The 20,918-nt window shown below is 60.7% G+C and carries 18 protein-coding genes; 13 read left to right on the forward strand and 5 right to left on the reverse strand.

All coding sequences use genetic code 11. The features are described from left to right. Positions 1-18 precede the first annotated feature (18 nt). The 7 genes from flhF (at position 19) to FHJ80_RS13220 (ending at position 7,610) form a co-directional block, all read left to right on the forward strand. Positions 19-2,214, forward strand: coding sequence for a flagellar biosynthesis protein FlhF (gene flhF, locus FHJ80_RS13190; protein ID WP_139527820.1), 2,196 nt, complete (start codon positions 19-21; stop codon positions 2,212-2,214). Further along, positions 2,211-2,807, forward strand: a complete 597-nt coding sequence (locus tag FHJ80_RS13195) for a hypothetical protein (RefSeq protein ID WP_139527821.1) — start codon at positions 2,211-2,213, stop codon at positions 2,805-2,807. Before flhF ends, FHJ80_RS13195 begins: the two co-directional genes overlap by 4 nt. A 148-nt stretch (positions 2,808-2,955) precedes the next feature. Next, on the forward strand, positions 2,956-3,315 hold the full coding sequence (locus FHJ80_RS13200; RefSeq protein ID WP_139527822.1) for a flagellar protein FlhE: 360 nt from the start codon (positions 2,956-2,958) through the stop codon (positions 3,313-3,315). Between the two features lie 26 nt (positions 3,316-3,341). Further along, a complete protein-coding gene (locus FHJ80_RS13205) occupies positions 3,342-4,049 on the forward strand; it encodes an RNA polymerase sigma factor FliA (protein WP_139527823.1) in 708 nt (235 codons plus the stop codon). Positions 4,050-4,082: 33 nt separating this feature from the next. Beyond that, positions 4,083-4,898 carry a motility protein A gene (locus tag FHJ80_RS13210; protein ID WP_139527824.1) on the forward strand — a complete coding sequence of 272 codons (816 nt, stop codon included), beginning with the start codon at positions 4,083-4,085 and terminating at the stop codon, positions 4,896-4,898. A 4-nt stretch (positions 4,899-4,902) separates the two neighbouring features. Continuing rightward, positions 4,903-5,574: an OmpA family protein gene (locus FHJ80_RS13215; RefSeq protein ID WP_139527825.1), complete on the forward strand. Its 672-nt coding sequence runs from the start codon at positions 4,903-4,905 to the stop codon at positions 5,572-5,574. Between the two features lie 23 nt (positions 5,575-5,597). Further along, entirely contained in the window at positions 5,598-7,610 is a 2,013-nt protein-coding gene (locus tag FHJ80_RS13220; protein ID WP_139527826.1) for a sensor domain-containing diguanylate cyclase, read from the forward strand. On the opposite strand, the gene FHJ80_RS13225 is transcribed toward FHJ80_RS13220, so the two are convergent. Then, on the reverse strand, positions 7,607-8,170 hold the full coding sequence (locus FHJ80_RS13225) for a hypothetical protein (RefSeq protein ID WP_168444417.1): 564 nt from the start codon (positions 8,168-8,170) through the stop codon (positions 7,607-7,609). The genes FHJ80_RS13220 and FHJ80_RS13225 overlap by 4 nt on opposite strands. Positions 8,171-8,374: 204 nt before the next feature. Here FHJ80_RS13225 and FHJ80_RS13230 point away from each other — a divergent pair, with 204 nt between their 5' ends. Together FHJ80_RS13230 and FHJ80_RS13235 are read left to right on the forward strand one after the other, a co-directional pair. Beyond that, the gene (locus tag FHJ80_RS13230) at positions 8,375-10,486 is read left to right on the forward strand and encodes an adenosylcobalamin-dependent ribonucleoside-diphosphate reductase (RefSeq protein WP_139527828.1); all 2,112 of its coding nucleotides are present in this window, start codon (positions 8,375-8,377) and stop codon (positions 10,484-10,486) included. Positions 10,487-10,536: 50 nt separating this feature from the next. Further along, positions 10,537-11,286 (forward strand): ribonucleoside-diphosphate reductase, encoded by a 750-nt coding sequence (locus FHJ80_RS13235; protein WP_139527829.1) that lies wholly within the window; start codon positions 10,537-10,539, stop codon positions 11,284-11,286. Between the two features lie 72 nt (positions 11,287-11,358). Here the strand turns inward: FHJ80_RS13235 and FHJ80_RS13240 are convergent, their stop codons facing one another. Further along, positions 11,359-12,096 carry a Crp/Fnr family transcriptional regulator gene (locus FHJ80_RS13240; protein ID WP_139527830.1) on the reverse strand — a complete coding sequence of 246 codons (738 nt, stop codon included), beginning with the start codon at positions 12,094-12,096 and terminating at the stop codon, positions 11,359-11,361. Between the two features lie 120 nt (positions 12,097-12,216). Beyond that, complete coding sequence (uvrA, locus tag FHJ80_RS13245) at positions 12,217-15,066, reverse strand: excinuclease ABC subunit UvrA (RefSeq protein ID WP_139527831.1); 2,850 nt, start codon at positions 15,064-15,066, stop codon at positions 12,217-12,219. A gap of 170 nt (positions 15,067-15,236) precedes the next feature. Between uvrA and FHJ80_RS13250 the strand changes: the two genes are divergently transcribed. The 4 genes from FHJ80_RS13250 to FHJ80_RS13265 all read left to right on the forward strand — a co-directional run bounded on the left by FHJ80_RS13250 (position 15,237) and on the right by FHJ80_RS13265 (position 18,979). Continuing rightward, positions 15,237-16,616: an MFS transporter gene (locus FHJ80_RS13250; protein ID WP_139527832.1), complete on the forward strand. Its 1,380-nt coding sequence runs from the start codon at positions 15,237-15,239 to the stop codon at positions 16,614-16,616. 76 nt (positions 16,617-16,692) lie between these two features. Continuing rightward, positions 16,693-17,286 (forward strand): single-stranded DNA-binding protein, encoded by a 594-nt coding sequence (gene ssb, locus FHJ80_RS13255; protein ID WP_139527833.1) that lies wholly within the window; start codon positions 16,693-16,695, stop codon positions 17,284-17,286. 68 nt (positions 17,287-17,354) lie between these two features. Then, positions 17,355-18,248, forward strand: coding sequence for a sugar nucleotide-binding protein (locus FHJ80_RS13260; RefSeq protein WP_139527834.1), 894 nt, complete (start codon positions 17,355-17,357; stop codon positions 18,246-18,248). After that, positions 18,245-18,979: a 1-acyl-sn-glycerol-3-phosphate acyltransferase gene (locus FHJ80_RS13265; protein ID WP_139527835.1), complete on the forward strand. Its 735-nt coding sequence runs from the start codon at positions 18,245-18,247 to the stop codon at positions 18,977-18,979. Before FHJ80_RS13260 ends, FHJ80_RS13265 begins: the two co-directional genes overlap by 4 nt. A 79-nt stretch (positions 18,980-19,058) precedes the next feature. On the opposite strand, the gene fabB is transcribed toward FHJ80_RS13265, so the two are convergent. Both fabB and fabA read right to left on the reverse strand, forming a co-directional pair. Further along, positions 19,059-20,276, reverse strand: a complete 1,218-nt coding sequence (gene fabB / locus FHJ80_RS13270) for a beta-ketoacyl-ACP synthase I (protein WP_139527836.1) — start codon at positions 20,274-20,276, stop codon at positions 19,059-19,061. A 12-nt stretch (positions 20,277-20,288) separates the two neighbouring features. Continuing rightward, complete coding sequence (gene fabA / locus FHJ80_RS13275; RefSeq protein ID WP_139527837.1) at positions 20,289-20,804, reverse strand: 3-hydroxyacyl-[acyl-carrier-protein] dehydratase FabA; 516 nt, start codon at positions 20,802-20,804, stop codon at positions 20,289-20,291. Positions 20,805-20,918 lie beyond the last annotated feature (114 nt).

Consider the following 20,918-nt stretch of genomic DNA (forward strand, 5'->3'; position numbering starts at 1 on the left):
ATTGGTAACAGGTGAACCATGAGCGTGAGACGTTTTGTCGGAGCCAATAGTCGCGATGTCATGCGCCAAGTGCGCGAAATACTGGGTGACGATGCCTTGATCGTTGCTAATCGCCGCACCGAAGGCGGCGTTGAAATTCTGGCCATGGCCGACGACGCGGTCGACCAGTTCGATCCGTCACCCGCAGAGCCTTCAGAAGTATCGCGAGACGCCCCGGCGCCCGCCGCGGCTTTCTCACTGCCGACACAGCCAGATCCGCTGGAGGCAATGAGCGAGCGCCTGCTCCGAGAAATGCAGGACATGCGCGAGCTGCTCTCTCGCCGTCAGCCGATGGTGGAGTCGCCGCGCGGCACTCAAACGACGTATGAATATCTGCTAGCCATGCTGGTGCGGGTGGGCTTTAGCGCCGAACTCAGCCATGAGGTGCTCGAAGCGCTGCCCGAGGAGTTATTGACCCAGGAAGGCGGCCATGACGCTGCCAGCGCTTGGCTGCGCGAACAGCTCATAGCGCGGCTGAAGGTGCTGGCGCACGAAGATCGCTTTTTCGATCAAACCGGCATCGTGGCGCTGGTAGGGCCTACTGGGGTCGGTAAAACCACGACCACGGCCAAACTGGCGGCGCGTTTCGTCATGCGCCATGGCACTCGTCCGGTGGCGCTCGTGACCACTGATAGCTTCCGCATCGGTGCCCACGAGCAGCTACGCATCTACGCCCGACTGTTGGATACGCCGATGTACGCGCTCGACGCAGAACAGCCTATCGACGAGCTGGTCGGCCGACTGCAAGGCAAGCAATGGGTCATCATCGATACCGTTGGGATGAGCCAACGAGATCAGCGCGTGATCGAGCAGATTGCGCACTTGCAGGGCGGACAGTCGACAGTACGACTGGTGCTATTGCTCAATGCGGCCAGCCAGCCAGAGACCCTGGAAGAGGTGGTGTTGCGCTACCGTCAGGCAGCGCGGGCCGCAGGGGCCGAGCTCGACGACTGCATCATCACCAAGCAGGACGAGGCCGGGCGACTGGCGCCCGTTCTGGATATCGTAATGCGCCACGGCATGCGCGTCCTGTTTGGATCACACGGCCAGCAGGTGCCGGAAGACATGGCCGTGGCCACGCCCTCTGGCCTGATCGACCAAGCGCTCTCGGCCAGTTCGAGCGCTTCGATGGATCAAGGCGGCCCGGCCAGCGCGCCGAGCCTGCCGCGCTGGTCGCGGGATGTGCTAGGCCAGGGGCGCCGGCTGACATCGGTACTGACTCGGCTGCGTCAACGGGTCGCCGATTTTCACCGTTTGGAGGCCGCCTGGGACATCGCTGCGCTGCCCAGCGTGGTGCAGGATCAGCGTTTAGACACGCTGCTGGCTGGCGCGGAAGCGACCCACGATGCCATGGGCGTCGTATGGTCGCCCAGGCGCAACGAGCGCAACTGTGACTGGTCGATGCCGGACGTGGCGCTCGACGATCAAGGGGCATGGTTGGCACTGACGCGTTTGCAGCATCGCCAACCTGCTGGGTGGCAACCACGATTGGCGGGCTGCGCGGCAGACATCGCCGTTCATCTGCTGCCTACCCTGCCGGAGTCCGACGCGCTGGCATGGCTTAACGACCAGCGCTTGACCTGGGTCAGCGCCGTCAACGCCAGTCAGCGTGTACACTGCCAGGGCGAGCGTCATACCCTGCGTACGCTGTTTCAAGAGAGTACGCTCACCCATCGTGTTGCCATTCGTTTTCGTGGTCAACGCATGCAGCTGTCGACAGCCTACGTGGAGGCCCACGATGCCACCGGCAACGCGGTGCTGGCCTGGGTGGGCGACGTGTGCGATCCAGAAAGCAGCAAGCGTGTCGTGCGCCGCTACTGGCTAACTCCCGCGCGTCTAGGCAGCGACGTTGTATCGCTGCTGGTCATTCAGTTACAGAGTGATGGGCTATCCGCGTTGACCAAGCGTGCCTGGCAGCAGCTAAAAGAGGCGGATGGCGGCGAGGTGAGCAGCGAGCTACGCCTGCTCATGGCCAGCGGCGCCGCCGCTGTAGCCAGTCACTTGGATTTGGCCGATGACGACGCGGTGCAAGCGTTGCGAGCCGACCTGTTGCGCCTGCTGGGCAGTCAGCGTAAACGCCGCGATACGGCGCTACTCGACGCCTTGGTGCACGTGTTGATGGCACGCGATGCCATTCGCCAGCTCGGTAGCGTCAGTCGCGAGGACCTGATATGAGCGGCCAGGATCAAGCGGCGGGCCTGCGCAAATGGGCCGATCTACAGCGTCAGCAGCGAGCCGCACAGGACGAACCACAAGATACCCATGCGTCCGCCGCTCCTGCCTCGCCGGTCAGTACTGAAGAGGCGGCGGTGCATACCCAAGACGCTCTGGCGCCCACTGTCGCTGCCGCCACTGAACCGGCGACGGTGACGCCACCGCGCCCTCAGAAGCCGCTGGTGGTGATAGGGTTACCGCATACCGGCGCCGCACAAGTCGATAAAGTGCGTGGACGTTTGGGGCAGTGGTCGGCGTTGGGGCGTCAGTGGGCGGGCGACCCACAGGATTGGCAGATTCAGGTCGTCATGGCCGATACGCCGTCGCTGGCCATGCTGGCGAAGGAGCATGCACGATGGGCGCTATGGGTCACTAGCGATGCCGATGGCTTTGCCAGCATGTACCGTGTGCTTCGAAAAGTGCGAGAGCATGGCGGTCCGCGACGCCTGCTGGCACTCCATGAACCGCACCTGCCGCGTCAGGGGCTGCTGGAGAACTTGCGTGACGCCGCCGCTTACTATTTGGATATCGAGCTTTTGTTGCTTGCACGTTGAGACAGATGATCGGCTTGCTGTCGTTAGCGACCTACGCCGAATAGAGGGCCCGCGTATGAGGCTATTTGCCCGACAGACGTTGATAAAAGCCGTAAAGTTGTTAACAGTGAAAAGGGTGAGACCCTGCGCAGCGATGCTGGCAACCATCATGTGGGTCGTTAGCGCCGAGGCGGCAACGGGTAGCTGGAGCCGAGACGTGCCTGGCGTGTTGGTCGCCATGAGCGACCGCACCAGTCAGAGCCAGGCCATTTCGCCACCAGCAGGCATCCCGCTGGGAGGAGCGACGCTAACGCGCGTGCAGTGGCGGTTCGACACCCCACCGAGTCACCCCGTCAACGCTTGGTTGTGTCACCCTGAGCGCTGCGTGGCACTGTCGGGCATGCGTGGCAGTACCACTGCGCTGGAAGGCATGTTGGCAAATGCGCCGCTGCACTTTCGGTTTGCACTGTCGCCGGGCCAGCGGCCAGTGAGGGTGCAGGGGCTACAGGTAATAGTGAATTATCGGTAAAGGCCGTTCAGCCGCGAGGCACGAGGATGTATACAGCACAAGGCAGGATCAAACAAAGTGAGCTGTTGACCCAATACATGCCACTGGTGCGACGTCAGGCCTTAACGCTGCAGGTAAGATTGCCCGCAAGTATTGAGCTAGATGATCTGATCCAGGCAGGCATGGTGGGGCTATTAGAGGCGCTGGGACGCTTCGATGCTGCCCAGGGTGCCACGTTCGCGACGTTCGCCAGCCAGCGGATTCGCGGTGCCATGATGGACGAGCTGCGCACTCGCGACTGGCTGCCGCGCAGCGTACGTCGTTCGGCGCGGGCAGTGGACGATGCTGTACGCCGCTTGGAGCAGCAGTTGGGCCGCCCCCCTGAAGAGGGTGAAATTGCCCGCGAGCTGGAGATGCCCCTGAGCGAGTACCAGCAGCTGTTGAATGACACCAACAGTGGTCAACTGCTGCCGTTCGAAGAGCTGGTCGCCGATGGCGGTGAGCCGGCGGGTGACGATGCCCAGCATCGGCCGTTTGACCAATTGCTTGATGAGCAGCAGCGACACACCTTGATCGAGGCCATCGAGGCATTGCCCGAGCGTGAAAAGCTGCTGATGGCGCTCTATTACCAAGAAGAGATGAACCTTAAAGAGGTCGGCGCGGTGCTGGGCGTCACCGAATCGCGGGTCTCCCAGCTACACAGTCAGGCGGTGAGCCGTCTGCGCGCGCGTTTACGCGATCACGATGAATCCTAATACCCACTCACCCTACTCGGCGAGGAGCCGTTGATGAACCCATCTACGTTGATCGGTATCTTTGCCAGCATGTTGCTGCTGGTAAGCGTGCTGTTCTTTACTGCAGAGTCGCCCGAAAGTTTTATCAATGTGCCGGGACTGGCCATCGTCATCACCGGTACGCTGGCGGCGACCTTCATCAGCTATCCGTTGAAAGAAGTGCTGCGAGTGGTGCGTTTGGTGGGCTTGGTGTTCCGCCGTGAGAATACCTATGTGCGGGACGACATCAACGAGCTGGTGTCCATGTCGCGGCTCTGGTTCAAAGGTGACGTGCGGGCCGTCGAACGGGAGCTCGAGCACACCCGCAACCCGTTTCTACGAACCGGTATTCAACTTGTGATCGCCAATACCAAAGAGGATGAGATTTTCGACATGCTGCGCTGGCGTATCGCCCGCTTGAAAGCCCGCGAACACGCCGAAGCGCAAATTTTTCGCACCATGGCGACCTACGCGCCCGCTTTCGGCATGATCGGCACGTTAGTGGGGCTGGTCAACATGCTCGAAGTCATGGATGCCGGAGACCTTCAGGTCATCGGCCCCCGCATGGCGGTAGCACTGCTGACCACCTTCTACGGTATCTTGCTGGCCAACCTCGTGTTCAAGCCCATCGCCGTCAAGCTGGAGCGGCGCACCGAGGAGCGGTTGATTACCATGAACATGGTGCTCGAAGGGATTTCATTGATCACCAAGCGCCGCTTGCCATCGTTCATTGAAGAGACGCTCAACTCCTTCGTAGCGAACTACCATGATGAGATCCGGGACGCCAACGTCAAACCCCGCCCCGACGTTGGCTCCGCATTGAAAGGGTAGCGCCATGCTTGATCGCGACTCACGGCATGCCCTGGAGCTGCCCGCTGCAGTGGGTGAGAGTGACGAGAGCTGGCTAACCAGCTACTTGGACGTACTCACACTGCTCATCACGCTGTTCGTTCTGCTGCTAGCCTTGGCGCCGCCGAGCGGCGGCGAAGGGCAGAGCCACGAGGCCCTGAGCGTCGCCAGCGCCGTGACCTCACTGCCGCTCGCTAGCTTGGCCACGGGTATTCAGCCACGCCATGAAGGGTTGCAACCTCATATGGCGGGACTCGACATTCCCGGTGTAAGCGTCTCGCAAGGTCAAGAGGGCGTGACGCTGCGCATCGACGACAGCCTTTTGTTTCCCAGCGGCAACGATGTGCTAACGCCCCAAGGGCAAGATGTGTTAGAACGACTCTCTTCCGTGCTGGCGACTTTCGATGGGCAAATCTCCGTTGAAGGTCATACCGATAACGTGCCTATCTCGACGCCGAGGTTTCCATCGAACTGGGAGCTCTCAGTAGGCCGTGCCATTGCGGTCGTGCGCCAATTAGAGCGGCAAGGCATTGCCATTTCACGTATGCGGGCGGTCGGTTATGCCGACACCCAACCCATGGAAAGTAACGCTACCTCGGAAGGGCGAGCAGCCAACCGGCGCGTTGAACTGCTGCTGAGGCAGCAGGTCGAGGGGTAAAGCACTATCTCGAGGCTATCTGCGTGTCGAAGCATCACTCGCTACTACAATCGTTTGGCGCCGTCATGGTGCTCGACGGTGAGAGTCGGCGCATTCAGGCGGTCAGTCGCAACCTAACCAAACTGCTGGGATTGGCAGACACCGAGCTCCGTGCGATTTCCCCCGCCACCGTGCTGGGCAAGCGGTTGAGCCAGCGATTGCGCCAAGAGCTGCATGGACGCCAGCGGTTAGCGAGCCCGCTGGCCTTCCGTCGGCTACATGACACCACGCGCCTGCAGGTTCACGCTTATCGCACGCATCGCCACGTGGTGGTCGAAATCGAGCCCCTCAGCCCGCTGGGCAAACGACGCCTGCTGGGGACCGTCAACGAGCGCTTGATGCGTCTAGCCGAAGCGACCCATCAAGAAGAACTGCTGGATTATTTAGTGACCGCCGTGCAACAGCTCACCGGTCATGATCGCGTCTCGGTCTGTCATTTCGACAGCGATTGGCACGGGCTGATCGTCGCCGAAGCGCAAGGCGGGCACCTGCCTGCGCTGCTGGGCCAACGCTTTCCTGCCAGTGACTTTCCGATCACGCTGCGCCGCACCTACGAGCGCCATCCGATCCGTTTGATTCATGACGCCAGCGCCCATGCAGAACCGCCGCTGCCGTGTACGCCAGAGGGCGAGAGCGTCGATTTGCGCCACTGCTTTTTACGTGCCCCCGCGCCGGAGCGTCAGCGCTACTTGCAACGGTTGGGCGTACGCGGTGCGATGAGCCTGGCCATGCAGGGCGACACCGGGCTGTGGGGCTTGCTGTTCTGCCACTCGGTAGCGCCTCATCCAGTGTCGCCGCCAGTCCGCGATGCCGTTCGCACCCTCGTCCAGATGGCGACCCAGCGGCTTTTGCTACTCAGGGCTCGACAAGAGGCTCGCTATCTTCAGCGCGTACAAGATAGTTTGGTGCTCTCGACGAATGCCCGTATTGAGCCGCAAAGCCCCGTCGAGTTGTTGTCAGCCCAAGCGGAGACATGGTGCTCGCTGTTTCGCGCCCACGGTGTTGCACTGTGGCTGAAAGGCAGCGTTTACGCGGACGGTCATACGCCTGACGCCGCAGTCGTCGCTCAGTTCGTCAAACGGCTCGACCAAGCGCATCGACACAGCGGGCCTTGGTGTACCCGTGGCGTGGTCAGCGAGCCCTTGACCGAATCCCTGAACATGCCGGACCAATGCGGCATTCTGGCCGTGCCGCTGCCCATGAGCGCGGCTCAGCGCGGCTGGCTGATCTTCTTTCGCCCCGAGCAGGTAGAAACGCTTTACTGGGCGATGCAACCGACCTCGGCACCGCTACCCCCGGTGTTGGTGGCGCCGTCGGCGGCCTGGTGCGAAGAGGTAGTGGGCAAAAGCGAGGCGTGGCAGCGCGTCGAGCGCCTGGCGGTGATGGACCTGGGAGAAGACCTGACGCTGGCGATCTCCGCTTACGAGATTAGCACGCTGAACATGCATTTAGAGCGTGAGCGTAAGGCGCTTGCCGCTGCTAATCAGCGCTTGGAGCAGCTCGCCCACTTCGATCCGCTCACTCAGGTGTGGAACCGCTACCGTATCGAACAGGCCATCGATGCCGAACTGGTCGCGGCCAAACGGTACGGTGCTGCCTTTGCGCTGCTGCTATTCGATGTGGATCACTTCAAGCAGATCAACGATACCCACGGACACAGCGTGGGCGACGACGTGCTGGTGTCGCTGGCGCGCCTGGTGGAAACCTCGCTACGCGGCTGTGACCACCTGGGCCGCTGGGGCGGCGAAGAGTTCGTGGTGCTCGCCACGCACTCGGACATGGACGCCGCGGTCGGTTTGGCTGAGCGGCTGCGTAGCCTGGTGGCGACACTGCACGTCAGCGGCCTGGATCAGCCCATCACGGTGAGCATCGGTGTCGCCATTTGGCAGCCCGGCGATAGCTGTAAAACGTTGATGGCCCGGGCCGACGCTGCCATGTATCGAGCCAAGCGTAGCGGCCGTAACCGCGTAGAACTCGCCGAAGAGCGCGTGACTTAAGGCGTGCGGGCCGTCTCGGCGGCCGCACTGCACAACGCTTGCATGCGCGAGATGGCCGCATCTGCACCCGCCAGGCTAAAGGTCATGTACCAAGGCTCCCGCTCGTTCTGATCGAAGCCAAGGAAGAGCTGTTCCCCCGACTGCATTTCCTCGATCAGCGTCTCCATATCTTGCAAATAGAAATGGGCATAAAAGCCGTCATCGCCGCGCTCGGTAATGAACTCCGCCATGGTGTCGATGATCGGCTGGTCGTCGATGCGTAGCCGCGTCGGCACGAGGTTCACCGCACGGCTTTCGCCTTGCTGTTGCGCCAGCGTGACTCGCATCTCGAGCCAAGGCAGGTCGCAGACACCCTGGGTCGTGTTCACGCTGAGCGTAGCGTCTGAGTAGCTGTGGGTCTCCACGGCGCGGAAGTGGCGTTCGTCGCCAAGGCTAAGGGCCATCGACTGCCAGTGCCCGTGGGGTTCGGTAGAACTCACGTTGAACGTGGCCGCCAGCGCCGGGTTCGCCAGCAGGAGCGTGGACAACGCGTAGGAAGAGAGTGCGCGAGTGGGGCTCATAGATCGTATCGTCATCGAAAACCCTAAGCCTATAGCGTGTTGTGAATAATCAAAAGGGTAAGGTGCTGTTTTTTCTATATCTAGTGGGTTTGTCTAAAAAAAGCAGCCGATATAGTAGAAAGTCGGGGCTATACTCTCTGGCGATGCCTTGTATCATCGGGCCGTTTTAGCCGCTATTGATCCCTCGTGAAGGAGTTTCGTGACATGAACACCGCAGCCAAGGCGATGAAGACATCCAGTGAGGTCCCTCTGCAGGCCCCCTCAAGAGAGATCTGGGATGCCAAATATCGGTTGAAAGATCGCCATGGCCAGCCGGTAGATCAGGATGTCTCGGCGACGTTCGAACGCGTGGCGCGCGCGCTAGCGGCCGTCGAGGGCGAGCACGCTGACGAGTGGCTGCCCAAGTTCCGCTGGGCGTTGGAGAACGGCGCGATTCCCGCCGGCCGTATTCTCTCCAATGCCGGTGCCGACGCCTACAAACCCGCCGTCAGTCTGATCAATTGCACCGTCTCGCGTACCATCCATGACTCCATGCGCGATATTCTCGATTCCGTGGTCGATGCTGGGATGACCCTGAAATCGGGCGCGGGCATTGGCTACGACTTTTCGACGCTGCGACACAAAGGCGCTTTCGTGTTTGGCGCAGGCGCGGGCACCAATGGCCCGCTGGCCTTCATGGATATCTATGACAAGATGTGTTTCACCGTGGCATCCGCCGGGGGACGTCGCGGTGCCCAGATGGGGACCTTCGATGTCGGTCACCCCGACGTGCGCGACTTCATCCATGCCAAACGTGAAGCCGGGCGGCTGCGCCAGTTTAACCTTAGCCTGCTGATCACCGACGAGTTCATGGAAGCAGTGAAGCACAACGCCGACTGGCCGCTGGCCTTTCCGCTGCATCCAGGTGAAAAAGAGGACGTTAGTGATGACGACATCATTTACCGCGACTGGCCGGTGATCGAAGAGGGCTACACGGTGGATGATCAGGGGCGCGTGGCCTGCCGCATTGTCGAAGTGATCAAGGCCCGCGAGCTGTGGGACACGATCATGGCCTCCACCTACGACTACGCCGAGCCAGGCTTCATCTTGATCGATCAGGTCAACCGTATGAACAACAACTGGTTCTGTGAAGATATTCGCGCGACCAACCCTTGTGGTGAACAACCGCTCCCACCAGAAGGGGCCTGTCTACTGGGATCGGTCAACTTGACCAAGTTCGTGATCGAACCGTTTAGCGCCGAGCCGCGCTTCGACTGGGAGCGCTATCGTAACGTCGTGGCGATCTTTACCCGAATGCTCGATAACGTAGTGGAAATCGCCGGACTGCCGCTTCCCCAGCAGCAGCGCGAAATCGAAGCCAAGCGCCGCCACGGCATGGGCTTTTTAGGGCTCGGTTCGACACTGACCATGTTGAAGATACCCTACGGTTCTCAGGCATCGCTGACGTTCAGTGAGGAAGTGAGTCGTCACCTCGCGTTGGAAGGGTGGAAGCAGGCGCTCGAGCTCTCTAAAGAGAAAGGCATGGCGCCGGTGCTCGAAGAGGAGCACACCATCACGCCAAAAATGATGCGCGAGCGCCCACAGCTGGCCAGCGACGGTTACGAGGTCGGTGACAAAGTGCCGGGCCGCATTCTGCATGCCCGCTATAGCCAATACATGGCCAAAGTGGCCGAGCTGGAGCCGGACTTGGTGGCGCAGCTCGCCGAGCACGGCGCGCGGTTCACTCATCACAGCTCGATTGCCCCGACGGGCACCATTTCGCTCTCCATGGGCAACAACGCCTCGAATGGTATTGAGCCGTCGTTCTCACATCGCTATTTCCGCAACATCATTCAGTCCGGCAAAAAGACCAAGGAGCAGGTGGAAGTGGTCTCCTTCGAGCTGGCCGCCTATCGCCACTTCATCGCTGCCGATGCGGTAGAAAGCGATCTGCCGGATTACTTCATCACCGCCGACTCGGTGTCGCCCGAACAGCACGTCGCCGTGCAGGCCGCCGCGCAGCAGTGGGTAGATTCTGCCATTTCCAAAACGGTCAACGTGCCGACCGAGTTCCCGTTCGAGCAGTTCCAAGACCTCTATTTGCAGGCGTATGAGAGCCGTTTGAAAGGCTGCACGACCTTCCGCTTCAATCCAGAAGCGTTTCAAGGGGTGCTGGTGCGGGAAGACGATCTCAAGAACACCACCTACGTCTTCGAACTAGAGAGTGGCGAAACGCTGGAACTGACGGGCGATGAAAAAGTGCTCTATGACGGTGAGGAGCACAACGCGGCCAACCTGTTCGATGCCTTGAAAGAGGGCACTTACGGTAAGTGGTAACCAGCGCACGCGTAGGCTTGAGCAACGGTCAAACATTGGGAGAGAGCGTTATGGCGGTCGAAATCACGTCGAAAATTGTCGGTTACCGGATCAAACAGCCGGAACGGCCTACCCCCGAGCCTGTGTTGGCCGAGGAGGACCCGCTGACGGTTCGTATCCCCTCGCGTCCGGAGGGGACGCTGGAGGCGGTGTCGGAGAAGATCTCCTACGTGGGGGCCGAAGGGCGTAAGAAGGTCTATTTGCTGGTGTCGTTCATGCCGGTGGAGGGGGTGGTCGGTGGTCAGCGCGTGGTGATCGAGCGCCCTGTGGAGTTTTTCTTTCCGTCGGGCCAGCTCTCCAGCGAGCATCAGTGGATCACTGCCACGATGCGTAGCCTGTCGCTAGCGGCGCGGGGCGGCTATGTCACGCAGGCCGTGGCGGATCTTCGCAAGGTGGCCTGGGATAAGGGGTTGGTGCGCTGTGGCATGAATCGCTGGAATAAGCCCATGTTTCACGATTCGGAAGTGGCGGCGATTGCTTGGTCGATTCAGCAGATTCTCTATCGGCGTGGCTTTCTGGATCAGGACGGCCACCAAGTGCCGGTCGAGACGCTGGTTGCCCGCTACGCCCACCGAATGCAGCATGGCCATGCTTGGCAGCCCGAGGAGCGTCCAACTGTCGATGAGGCCTCAGGCGCACCTGTATCCGCCAGCGGCGCGCCGGCCACCGTGGGCACCTGCCCCGAGTGCCGAGGGGACTTGATCATGATGGATGGCTGTCCTACCTGCTACGCCGGATGTGGCTGGTCCAAGTGTGGCTGACACGCCCCCTTTGCTAAGTGCTGCGCGCTGGACCAGCCGGCGGCACACGTCGCATCAGCCGTCATCGGAGGATCAACCGTCGAGCAGGGGGCGGACGTTATCGGTCAGGTAGCAGTCATCGAACTCTCCTTCCGTGGCCAGCGCATCCAGGTCGGGAATCGACACGTGGTGGCGGTCGCGGAAGACCAATCCATCCTCGCTGAGCGCGCTGAACGTGCGGCTGACATGCACCGGGCTCAGCCCCAGAATATCGGCCAACTGCTCTTGGGAGAGCGGGAGACGGAACTGCCCACTAATATCGTCATTGGTTTGGCGTAGGCGCAGGTACATTTCATGGAGGAAGTGGGCCATCTTTTGGCGCGCGCTGCGCCGTGCGAGGTTCACCAACCGTTCGGTGAGCAGCGCCTGCTGACGGCTGCCGATGGCGAACATCACCGAGGTGAGCGGCAGCGACTCACGAAAGAGATCGAGCATCCGTTTATGGGGGAAATGGCAGGCCACTCCGTCCGTAATCATGCGCACGTTCTCGAGACGCTGAGAAAACGCAAACTCCCGCAGGCCGATGATGTCCCCAGGGAGGAAAACTTCGAGAATCTGCCGATCACCATTTTCCAGGTGACGGTAAGAGTAAGCCCAGCCGCTGCGCAGCGTGCAAAACTCGTTGGCAGGGGCGCCCATCTCCCATAGTAGCGAACCAGCCTTGATGTCGTCAGGGCTCTCTTCGAGTGAATTGAGCAACTGCTTTTCGTCGTCTGTCAGCGTACAGTAGTGGCTAAAGTGGCGAATAATGCAGCTCTTATCCTGTTCCACGCGTGCTTCTCCTCGTGCAAACCACCTTTGTTAAACGGCGTCGTTACTTACTATAAGCAGTCGTCACGCGGCATGCTCGCTCTTTTGCGTCTCCCGGCGCGTTTGCGCCGGGACGGCCGCTTAAGAGGTGGTTGACGCGCGGTGACCCCGCTCGAGAAGCGGGGCCAAAAAGCGCCCTGTATGCGAGACGTGCTGCTTGGCAAGCTGCTCCGGGGTGCCTTCGGCAATGATTTGTCCGCCACCCGAGCCGCCTTCCGGGCCCAGGTCGATTAGCCAGTCAGCGGTCTTGATCACATCCAGATTGTGCTCGATCACCACGATGGTATTGCCGTGATCGCGCAGGCGATGCAAGACCGTGAGCAGTTGGCGAATATCCTCGAAATGCAGTCCCGTGGTGGGCTCATCCAGAATATAGAGCGTTTTCCCGGTGTCGCGCTTGGCGAGTTCGCGGGCGAGCTTCACTCGCTGGGCTTCACCGCCAGAGAGGGTGGTCGCGCTCTGGCCCAAGCGAATGTACGAAAGCCCAACGTCCATCAGCGTTTGTAGGCGGCGGGCAATGGCTGGCACTGGGCTGAAAAACGCCAGGGCGTCCTCCACGGTCATCTCCAGCACTTCGTGGATGGTTTTACCTTTGTAATGAATATCCAGCGTTTCGCGATTATAGCGCTTCCCTTTGCACACGTCGCAAGGCACGTAGATATCCGGCAGAAAGTGCATCTCGACCTTGATCATGCCTTCGCCCTGGCACGCCTCGCAGCGCCCACCTTTGACGTTGAAGCTGAAGCGGCCCGGTTTGTAGCCCCGTGAACGTGCCTCTTGGGTGCCCGCAAACAGCTCACGAATGGGCGTGAAAATGCCGGTGTAGGTGGCCGGATTAGAGCGCGGCGTGCGACCAATCGGACTCTGGTCGATATCGATCACTTTATCGAGCTGATCGAGGCCCTCGACCTTCTCATAGGGCGCGGGAGTGAGCGTGGTGGCACGGTTGAGCTCGCGGGCCGCAATCGGCATCAGGGTGCCGTTGATCAGCGTCGACTTGCCCGAACCGGATACTCCGGTGACGGCAATGAAGAGCCCGAGCGGCAGGCTGAGGGTGACGTTTTGCAGATTATTGCCCGTCGCGCCGTGTACCACTAGCTGCTTATCGGGATTGCCGGGAATGCGATAGGGCGGCACGGCAATTTCGCGGGTGCCAGAGAGATATTGACCGGTCAGTGAGTGAGGGTTGTCCATCACCTGCTGAGGCGTGCCTTGGGCGACGATTTCACCGCCGTGCACCCCGGCACCGGGGCCAATGTCCAGCACATGGTCCGCCGCGCGAATGGCGTCCTCGTCGTGTTCGACCACGATCACGGTGTTGCCCAGGTCGCGCAGCCGCTCCAGGGTTTTCAACAGGCGATCGTTATCCCGCTGGTGCAGGCCGATGGAGGGCTCGTCCAGGATGTACATGACGCCTACCAGCCCCGCGCCGATCTGGCTGGCCAGACGAATGCGCTGGGCTTCGCCGCCCGAGAGTGTGTCGGCGCTGCGCTCCAGGTTCAGGTAGTCCAGGCCCACGTTGACCAAGAACTCCAGGCGCGCGTGGATCTCGTTGACGATCTTGGCGGCGATCTCGCCTTTACGACCGGGTAAGTCGAGCTCGGCAAAGTAGTTCCACGCCTCGCCAATCGGCAGGTGGACGATATCGGCAATGTTGTGTTCGTCCACGTAGACATGGCGCGACTCTTTGCGTAGCCGCGAGCCGCCGCAGGTCGTACACGGCTGGACGGCGATATACTTGGCGAGATCGTCGCGCACCATGTTGGACTCGGTTTCCCGATAGCGACGCTGCATATTGGGCAAGACACCCTCGAACGCATGCTCCCGAGTGACTTTGCGGCCGCGATCCCCCACGTACACGAACGGAATTTGCTCATTACCGCTGCCGTTGAGAATGATGTCGCGCTCGTGTCGCGCTAAGTCCTGCCAGGGCGTTTCCAGCTCGAAGCGGTAGTGCTTGGCCAGTGCTTGTAACTGGGTGAAGTAATAAATGTTGCGCCGATCCCACCCTTTGATGACGCCCTCCGCCAGAGAGAGCTCCGGGTGGCTGATGAGCTTGTCGGGGTCGAAGTATTGTTGAACGCCCAAGCCATCGCAGGTCGGGCAGGCCCCCGCCGGGTTGTTGAAAGAGAACATGCGCGGCTCGAGTTCGGAGAGCGAGTAGCCACACACCGGGCAGGCAAAGCGCGATGAAAAGGCGAGATCCTCCTGCTCGCCATCCATGAAGTGAATCATCGCCGTGCCGTCGGCCAGGTTCAGCGCCGTCTCGAACGACTCTGCCAGCCGCTGGGCAATGTCGTCGCGTACCTTGAAGCGGTCGACCACCACGCTGATATCGTGTTTTTTACGCTTATCCAATGGTGCGATGTCGTCGAGTTCGAGCACTTGACCGTCGATCTGCACCCGCACGAACCCCTGGGCACGCAGCTCGCTGAGCAATTGTAAATGCTCGCCTTTGCGGCCCTTCACCACTGGGGCCAGCAGCATTAGCTTGGTGCCTTCGGCAAGATTTATGACTTGGTCGACCATTTGCGAGATGGTCTGGGCTTCTAGGTCTTCCCCGTGCTCGGGGCAGCGCGGTGTGCCGGCGCGGGCAAACAGCAGGCGCAGGTAGTCGTAAATTTCGGTGATCGTACCGACCGTCGAGCGAGGGTTATGCGAGGTGGACTTCTGCTCGATGGAAATGGCCGGAGAGAGTCCCTCGATGTGATCCACATCGGGTTTTTCCATCATCGACAGGAACTGTCGCGCGTAGGTGGAAAGCGACTCCACGTAGCGACGCTGCCCCTCCGCGTAGAGCGTATCGAACGCCAGCGATGACTTGCCGGAGCCGGAGAGCCCGGTAATGACAATCAGTTTGTCACGGGGCAGCTCCACATCGATCTGCTTGAGGTTGTGGGTGCGGGCACCCCTGACCAGAATGCTGTCCATCAACACCTCGAATCGCGTGGCAAAAGCGTAATTATACGTTTGCTGTACCCTTCCCGGCAAAACTGTCTCTGCTGTCGCCACCGCGCTGGCGTTTCCAGCGTGGTGACAAAGCGCTAGAATGGTCGGTTATCTCAGGCCGTTCTGGCCCATCCACCATACACAAGGGCACTATGCGCAAGGTTTCCGCACTGCTGCTGGCCGCTGAACGCCGTGCAATCAGCGGCTTGGCTGGCCTTTACGCGTCTCGTATGCTGGGACTCTTCATGGTTCTGCCGGTACTCGCGCTCTATGCTGACACGTTGGCAGGTGCAACGCCGCTGCTCGTGGGGGTCGCGTTAGGCATCTATGGCCTTACCCAGGCGTCGCTGCAAATTCCGTTTGGCCTGCTCTCTGATCGTATCGGGCGCAAGCGAGTGATTGCCATGGGGCTTGTGATTTTCGCCGTCGGTAGTGTGATCGCTGCAATGGCGGATACGATTGTCGGCGTGATCGCCGGGCGCGCGCTGCAGGGCGGTGGCGCCGTGGCGGCGGCCATCATGGCGCTACTGGCCGACCAAACCCGCGAGCAGGTTCGCACCGCCGCCATGGCCACCATCGGTCTTTCGATCGGCGTGTCGTTTGCCATTGCCATGGTGCTTGGTCCCTGGCTGGCCGCCTGGGCCGGTCTCTCCGGCGTGTTTTGGTTTACCGCCCTGTTGACGCTGGTGGGACTGGTGGTGCTGTGGCGCTGGGTGCCGCCCGCTCCGCGCCGGTTGCGCCACCGCGACGTTGGGCTGGATCGCAAACAGTTCAAGAGCGTGATGACTCGACCCGATTTGTGGCGACTGGATCTATCGATTTTTGCGCTGCATTTGGTACTGATGGCCATTTTCGTCGCCATTCCGTTTCGCTTGCTCAATGCAGGCGTAGCAGCGGAGTACCATGGGCTTGCCTATCTCGGCATCATGGCACTGTCATTCGTCGCCATGGTGCCGCTGGTCATCGTCGCGGAAAAACGTCAGCGGATGAAGCTGATGTGCCTGCTGGCCATTGGGGCCATTGCCTTGAGCCTGGCGAGCCTGGGGATGCCGCTCTCGCAAGGACGTTGGCTGTTCGTTTGGTTGTTCGTGTTTTTCACCGGATTTAATTTGCTGGAGGCGACGCTGCCCTCCATGCTCAGTAAGCTGGCCCCAGCGGGTGCCAAGGGGACGGCCATGGGGGTGTACTCCACCAGCCAGTTTTTAGGCGCCTTTTTAGGCGGCACGCTGGGCGGCTTGTTAGCCAACGTTTGGGGGTTGAACGCCGTCTTCATAGGCTGTGCCTTGTTGGCGCTAGGGTGGTGGGCGGCCATGTGGCGTATGCCGTCGCCGCCGCCGCTCTCGAGTGAAGTGATGGCGCTGCACGAAACGCAGCCCGATGCGATGAACCTGTTGATGGAGCATCTTGCCGACGTGGTCGGCGTAGAAGATGTGATGGTCGTGCCAGAAGAGCGTTTGGTCTACTTGAAGGTCAATCGCGACGCATTGGACCAGGCGGCGTTGTCGAGACTGATGTCGCCGCCACGAACCTAATGACTCACCGCTGGCTTAGCTGTGACCAGCTGTCAGTGACCGCTAATGTACACGATGAATGATGAGGAGCGACCTTATGGCGCGCGGGATTAATAAAGTTATTTTGATTGGCAACTTAGGCCAGGATCCGGAAGTCCGTTTCACTCCCTCCGGTACCGCGGTGGCGAACCTGAACCTGGCCACCTCTGATACCTGGATGGATCGTCAAAGCGGCCAGCGTCAGGAGCGCACCGAATGGCATCGCGTGGTGCTGTTCAACAAAACGGCCGAAATTGCCCAGCAGTACCTGAAAAAGGGCTCGAAAGTCTATATCGAAGGCCGCCTGCAAACGCGCAAATGGCAGGATCAAAATGGCCAGGACCGCTACAGTACGGAGATCGTTGCCAACGACATGCAGATGCTCGATGGCCGCAGCGGTGACTACCAGGGCGGCGGTGCGCCGCAAGGTGGCTATGCCCAGCAGGCACCTGCTCAGCAGGCCCCGCCGCAGCAGAACTATGGCCAAAACTATGGCCAGCAGCAGCCACCGCAACAAGGCGGTTACCCCAATCAAGGCGCTCCGCAGCGCTCTGCGCCGCCCCAGCAGCCTGCGCCTAACCAGCAGAACAATAGCTACGGTGCTCCTGATCCGGGCAATTTCGACGACTTCGACGACGAAATTCCGTTCTAACGCTGGCAGGCGTTCGTCACCGCATGACGCACGAGTTTACGTTCTTGGGTTGAGGAAGAGGGTCTGTCTTGAAGCTGCTGATACTGGATGCCGGGCACTGCTTGAGTTTAGCATTGGCTCGGGAAGCGAGCCGGCGCACCGATACCGAGCTGGTAATCGAACAGGGCCTCGCCGTTTCGGCGAGCCAGCTGCAGGCCATCGCGCCCGATGCGGTGATCATTCCGCCGCTGGCGCATCCGCTGAGCATGACCCCTGCCGAGGTAAAAGCCCATGCGGACGCCGTGGAGCGCTGCGTGGATGCGTGTCAAACCCAAGGAGTGGCGCTGGTCTGGTGCGTGTCCGATCAGCTTTACGAAGAGGGATTCGATATCCCCATCGATGAGCACGTCGTGCCCGCCCCACGCGACGAGTGTTTGCGCCGCCTCGTCCAGACCGGCGACCGCATTCGCGCCGACTACCACCGACACCTGATCGTGCGCTTGGGGCCCCTGTTCGCGCTGGAAGGCAGCCACGCTTGGCTGAATGAAATCATTGATAGCTTGGTGACCGGGCAGGCGGTTCGGGCCGCCGAAGATGTCGTCTGTTGCCCAACATCGGCCGATGCAGTGGCGATGGCACTCATCGGCATGCTGCAGCAGCAGGCCTGCGGGGCCGACGCTTGGGGGGCCTACCATTTGGCAGGGACGGAGCCGGTCAGTGCGTTCACCTTTACCTCGATGGTGCGCACGCAATTGGCGACGCACCTGGAGGGCCGAGGTGAGACGGTCGCGCTAGGTGAGGTGCAAGCACTGAACCATCACCACGATGCTAAATTACGCCGCGTATTGAACTGTCGCCGCGTGCTGGATGTGTTTGGCGTTCATCAAAAGCCATGGCGGCTGGAAGTTGGACGCATGCTGGATGCTTGGTGTCTCACCCGCGACCAGCAGCCCGATGACGTTGGGACAGGAGAGTCAGTTTGATCAATGTGGGTCGCAGCCTGCTGTTTTATGTAGGTTATTTCACTGCCATGCTACTCATTGGGGTGCTTTTTTTACCCATCGCACCGTTTCTGCCACTGGCGGCTCGCTATCGGCTGTTGAATCTCTACAACTACTTCTTGATGGTGTGGTTCCGCATTGCCTGCGGTGTGCGCTATGAGATTCAGGGGCGGGAGAATATCCCGTCAGGGCCCTGCGTCATTCAAGCCAATCACCAGTGTGAGTGGGAGACGGTCTTTCTGCAGGTGATGAAGCCGCCGGTGTGCACCGTGCTCAAGCGCGAGCTGCTGCGCATTCCCGTTTTTGGGTGGGGGCTGCGCTTGCTACGCCCGATCAGTTTGGATCGCTCCAAGCCCGCGCGAGCCATGAAACAAGTGCTGACGCAGGGCGTCGAACGCCTGGGTACTGGCCTGTCTGTCCTGATTTTCCCAGAGGGCACGCGGGTAGATCCTGGCGTGCGCAAGCGCTATAACAAAAGCGGTAGCGTCGTTGCTTGCCGAGCCGGTGTGCCGGTGCTTCCCGTCGCTCACAATGCCGGTGAGCGCTGGCCTGGTCGTCACTGGGTCAAGCGCCCAGGGGTGCTTCGCGTGCGCATTGGACCGCCCATCGCGACCGAAGGGCGCACGCCCGACGAGGTGTTGGTGGATGTCGAAGCCTGGATCGAGGGGCAGCTGCAGGAGATTTCCGAGGTCCCAAGGCCCGTGGCTCGCTAAGCGACGCTGAGCAACTATCCACACATATTCACGCAAAAACGGCGCCCGAAGGCGCCGTTTTTGATGCCGTACATGAATATCAGCCGTCGTAGCGCTGGAACACCAAGCAGGCGTTGGTGCCGCCAAAGCCAAAGCTGTTGGAGAGCACGCGCTCGAGGGTGACGCCGTCGCGACGCTCGGTCACGATATCGAAACCGTCGGCCTGCTCGTCGAGCTGCTCGACGTTGGCAGAAGCGGCCACGAAGTCGTGCTGCATCATCAGCAGCGAGTAGATCGCTTCCTGTACGCCAGTGGCACCCAGCGAGTGGCCGGTGAGCGACTTGGTCGAGCTCATGGCGGGCGTTGAGTTGCCGAACACGCTGCGAATCGCTTTCAGTTCAGCGACATCGCCAACCGGCGTCGAGGTGCCATGGGTATTGATGTAGTCGATATCGCCCTGCACCGTGGCCATGGCCTGATGCATGCAGCGCATCGCGCCCTCACCAGAGGGGGCCACCATGTCATGGCCATCCGAGGTCGCGCCATAGCCGACGAGCTCGCCATAGATCTTGGCGCCGCGCGCTTTTGCATGTTCGAGCTCTTCCAGCACCAGCATGCCGCCACCACCGGCGATGACGAAACCATCGCGGGCCTGATCGTAAGGGCGAGAAGCTTTGTCCGGGGTGTCGTTATAGTGCGTAGAGAGAGCACCCATGGCGTCGAACAGACACGACAGCGTCCAGTGCTCCTCTTCGCCACCGCCAGCAAAGACTACGTCCTGCTTGCCGAGCTGGATCTGCTCCATGGCGCTACCAATGCAGTGGGCCGAGGTCGCACAGGCAGAAGAGATGGAGTAGTTCACGCCTTTGATCTTGAACGGCGTGGCCAAGCAGGCGGATACCGTGCTACCCATGGTGCGGGTCACGCGGTAAGGGCCAACGCGGCGCAGACCTTTCTCGCGCATGAGATCGGCGGCTTCGACCTGATTGGCGCTAGACGCGCCGCCCGAACCGGCAATCAGACCGGTGCGCTCGTTCGACACTTGCGCTTCGGTCAGACCAGCGTCTTCGATGGCTTGGGCCATGGAGACGTAGGCGTAAGCCGCTGCATCGCCCATGAAGCGGCGCAGCTTGCGGTCGATTAGCGTATCGAGATCGATATCGACACTGCCCGCCACATGGCTGCGGAAGCCGCGCTCGGCGTACTCTTCCTTGAAACGAATACCGCTGCGCCCGCTTTTGAGCGCGTCTAAGACCTGTTGCTGGTCGTTGCCTAAGCACGACACGATGCCAAGGCCGGTGACTACCACTCGTCGCATGGGAGCCTCCTGTTAGAAATTCGCAGTGGAGGTGAATAGGCCAACGCGCAGGTCATTAGCCTGGTAGATATCGCGCCCGTCGACGGACACGGTGCCGTCGGCGATGCCTAGAATGAGCCGACGGGTAATGACGCGCTTCATATTGATGCGATACGTCACTTTTTGAGCGTCGGGCAAAATTTGGCCGCTGAATTTCACTTCGCCGCAGCCTAGCGCACGGCCTCGGCCAGGATGGCCAAGCCAGCCCAGATAAAAACCTACCAGCTGCCACATCGCGTCGAGACCCAAGCAGCCAGGCATCACCGGGTCGCCGGGGAAGTGGCAGTCGAAGAACCACAGATCCGGAGTGATATCCAGCTCGGCGATCAGTTCGCCTTTGCCGTGTTCACCGCCCTCTTCATGGATATGCGTGATACGGTCGAGCATCAGCATGTTGGGGGCTGGCAGCTGTGCATTGCCTGGGCCAAAAAGCTCGCCACGCGAGCAGGCCAGCAGTTCTTCGCGATCAAAGGAGTGTTGCTTGGTCACTGAATCGTTCCGAGTATGAAGATGGTTGTTGCGCCTAGTCTACTTCCCGAGACCACCGAATGCACGTCACGGGCGCCTTATCGTCACTTTCTAATGCTTTTTAATGATTTGCCA

This window comes from Halomonas sp. BL6 (assembly GCF_006228115.1).
In the GTDB taxonomy this organism is placed as follows: domain Bacteria; phylum Pseudomonadota; class Gammaproteobacteria; order Pseudomonadales; family Halomonadaceae; genus Vreelandella; species Vreelandella piezotolerans.

Excerpts from the sequence above, each read along its gene's own strand:
- flhF (WP_139527820.1), top strand. The coding sequence starts at position 19 with ATGAGCGTGAGACGTTTTGTCGGAGCCAATAGTCGCGATGTCATGCGC.
- FHJ80_RS13195 (WP_139527821.1), top strand. The coding sequence starts at position 2,211 with ATGAGCGGCCAGGATCAAGCGGCGGGCCTGCGCAAATGGGCCGATCTA.
- FHJ80_RS13200 (WP_139527822.1), top strand. The coding sequence starts at position 2,956 with ATGTGGGTCGTTAGCGCCGAGGCGGCAACGGGTAGCTGGAGCCGAGAC.
- FHJ80_RS13205 (WP_139527823.1), top strand. The coding sequence starts at position 3,342 with ATGTATACAGCACAAGGCAGGATCAAACAAAGTGAGCTGTTGACCCAA.
- FHJ80_RS13210 (WP_139527824.1), top strand. The coding sequence starts at position 4,083 with ATGAACCCATCTACGTTGATCGGTATCTTTGCCAGCATGTTGCTGCTG.
- FHJ80_RS13215 (WP_139527825.1), top strand. The coding sequence starts at position 4,903 with ATGCTTGATCGCGACTCACGGCATGCCCTGGAGCTGCCCGCTGCAGTG.
- FHJ80_RS13225 (WP_168444417.1), bottom strand. The coding sequence starts at position 8,170 with ATGAGCCCCACTCGCGCACTCTCTTCCTACGCGTTGTCCACGCTCCTG.
- FHJ80_RS13230 (WP_139527828.1), top strand. The coding sequence starts at position 8,375 with ATGAACACCGCAGCCAAGGCGATGAAGACATCCAGTGAGGTCCCTCTG.
- FHJ80_RS13235 (WP_139527829.1), top strand. The coding sequence starts at position 10,537 with ATGGCGGTCGAAATCACGTCGAAAATTGTCGGTTACCGGATCAAACAG.
- uvrA (WP_139527831.1), bottom strand. The coding sequence starts at position 15,066 with ATGGACAGCATTCTGGTCAGGGGTGCCCGCACCCACAACCTCAAGCAG.
- FHJ80_RS13250 (WP_139527832.1), top strand. The coding sequence starts at position 15,237 with ATGCGCAAGGTTTCCGCACTGCTGCTGGCCGCTGAACGCCGTGCAATC.
- ssb (WP_139527833.1), top strand. The coding sequence starts at position 16,693 with ATGGCGCGCGGGATTAATAAAGTTATTTTGATTGGCAACTTAGGCCAG.
- fabB (WP_139527836.1), bottom strand. The coding sequence starts at position 20,276 with ATGCGACGAGTGGTAGTCACCGGCCTTGGCATCGTGTCGTGCTTAGGC.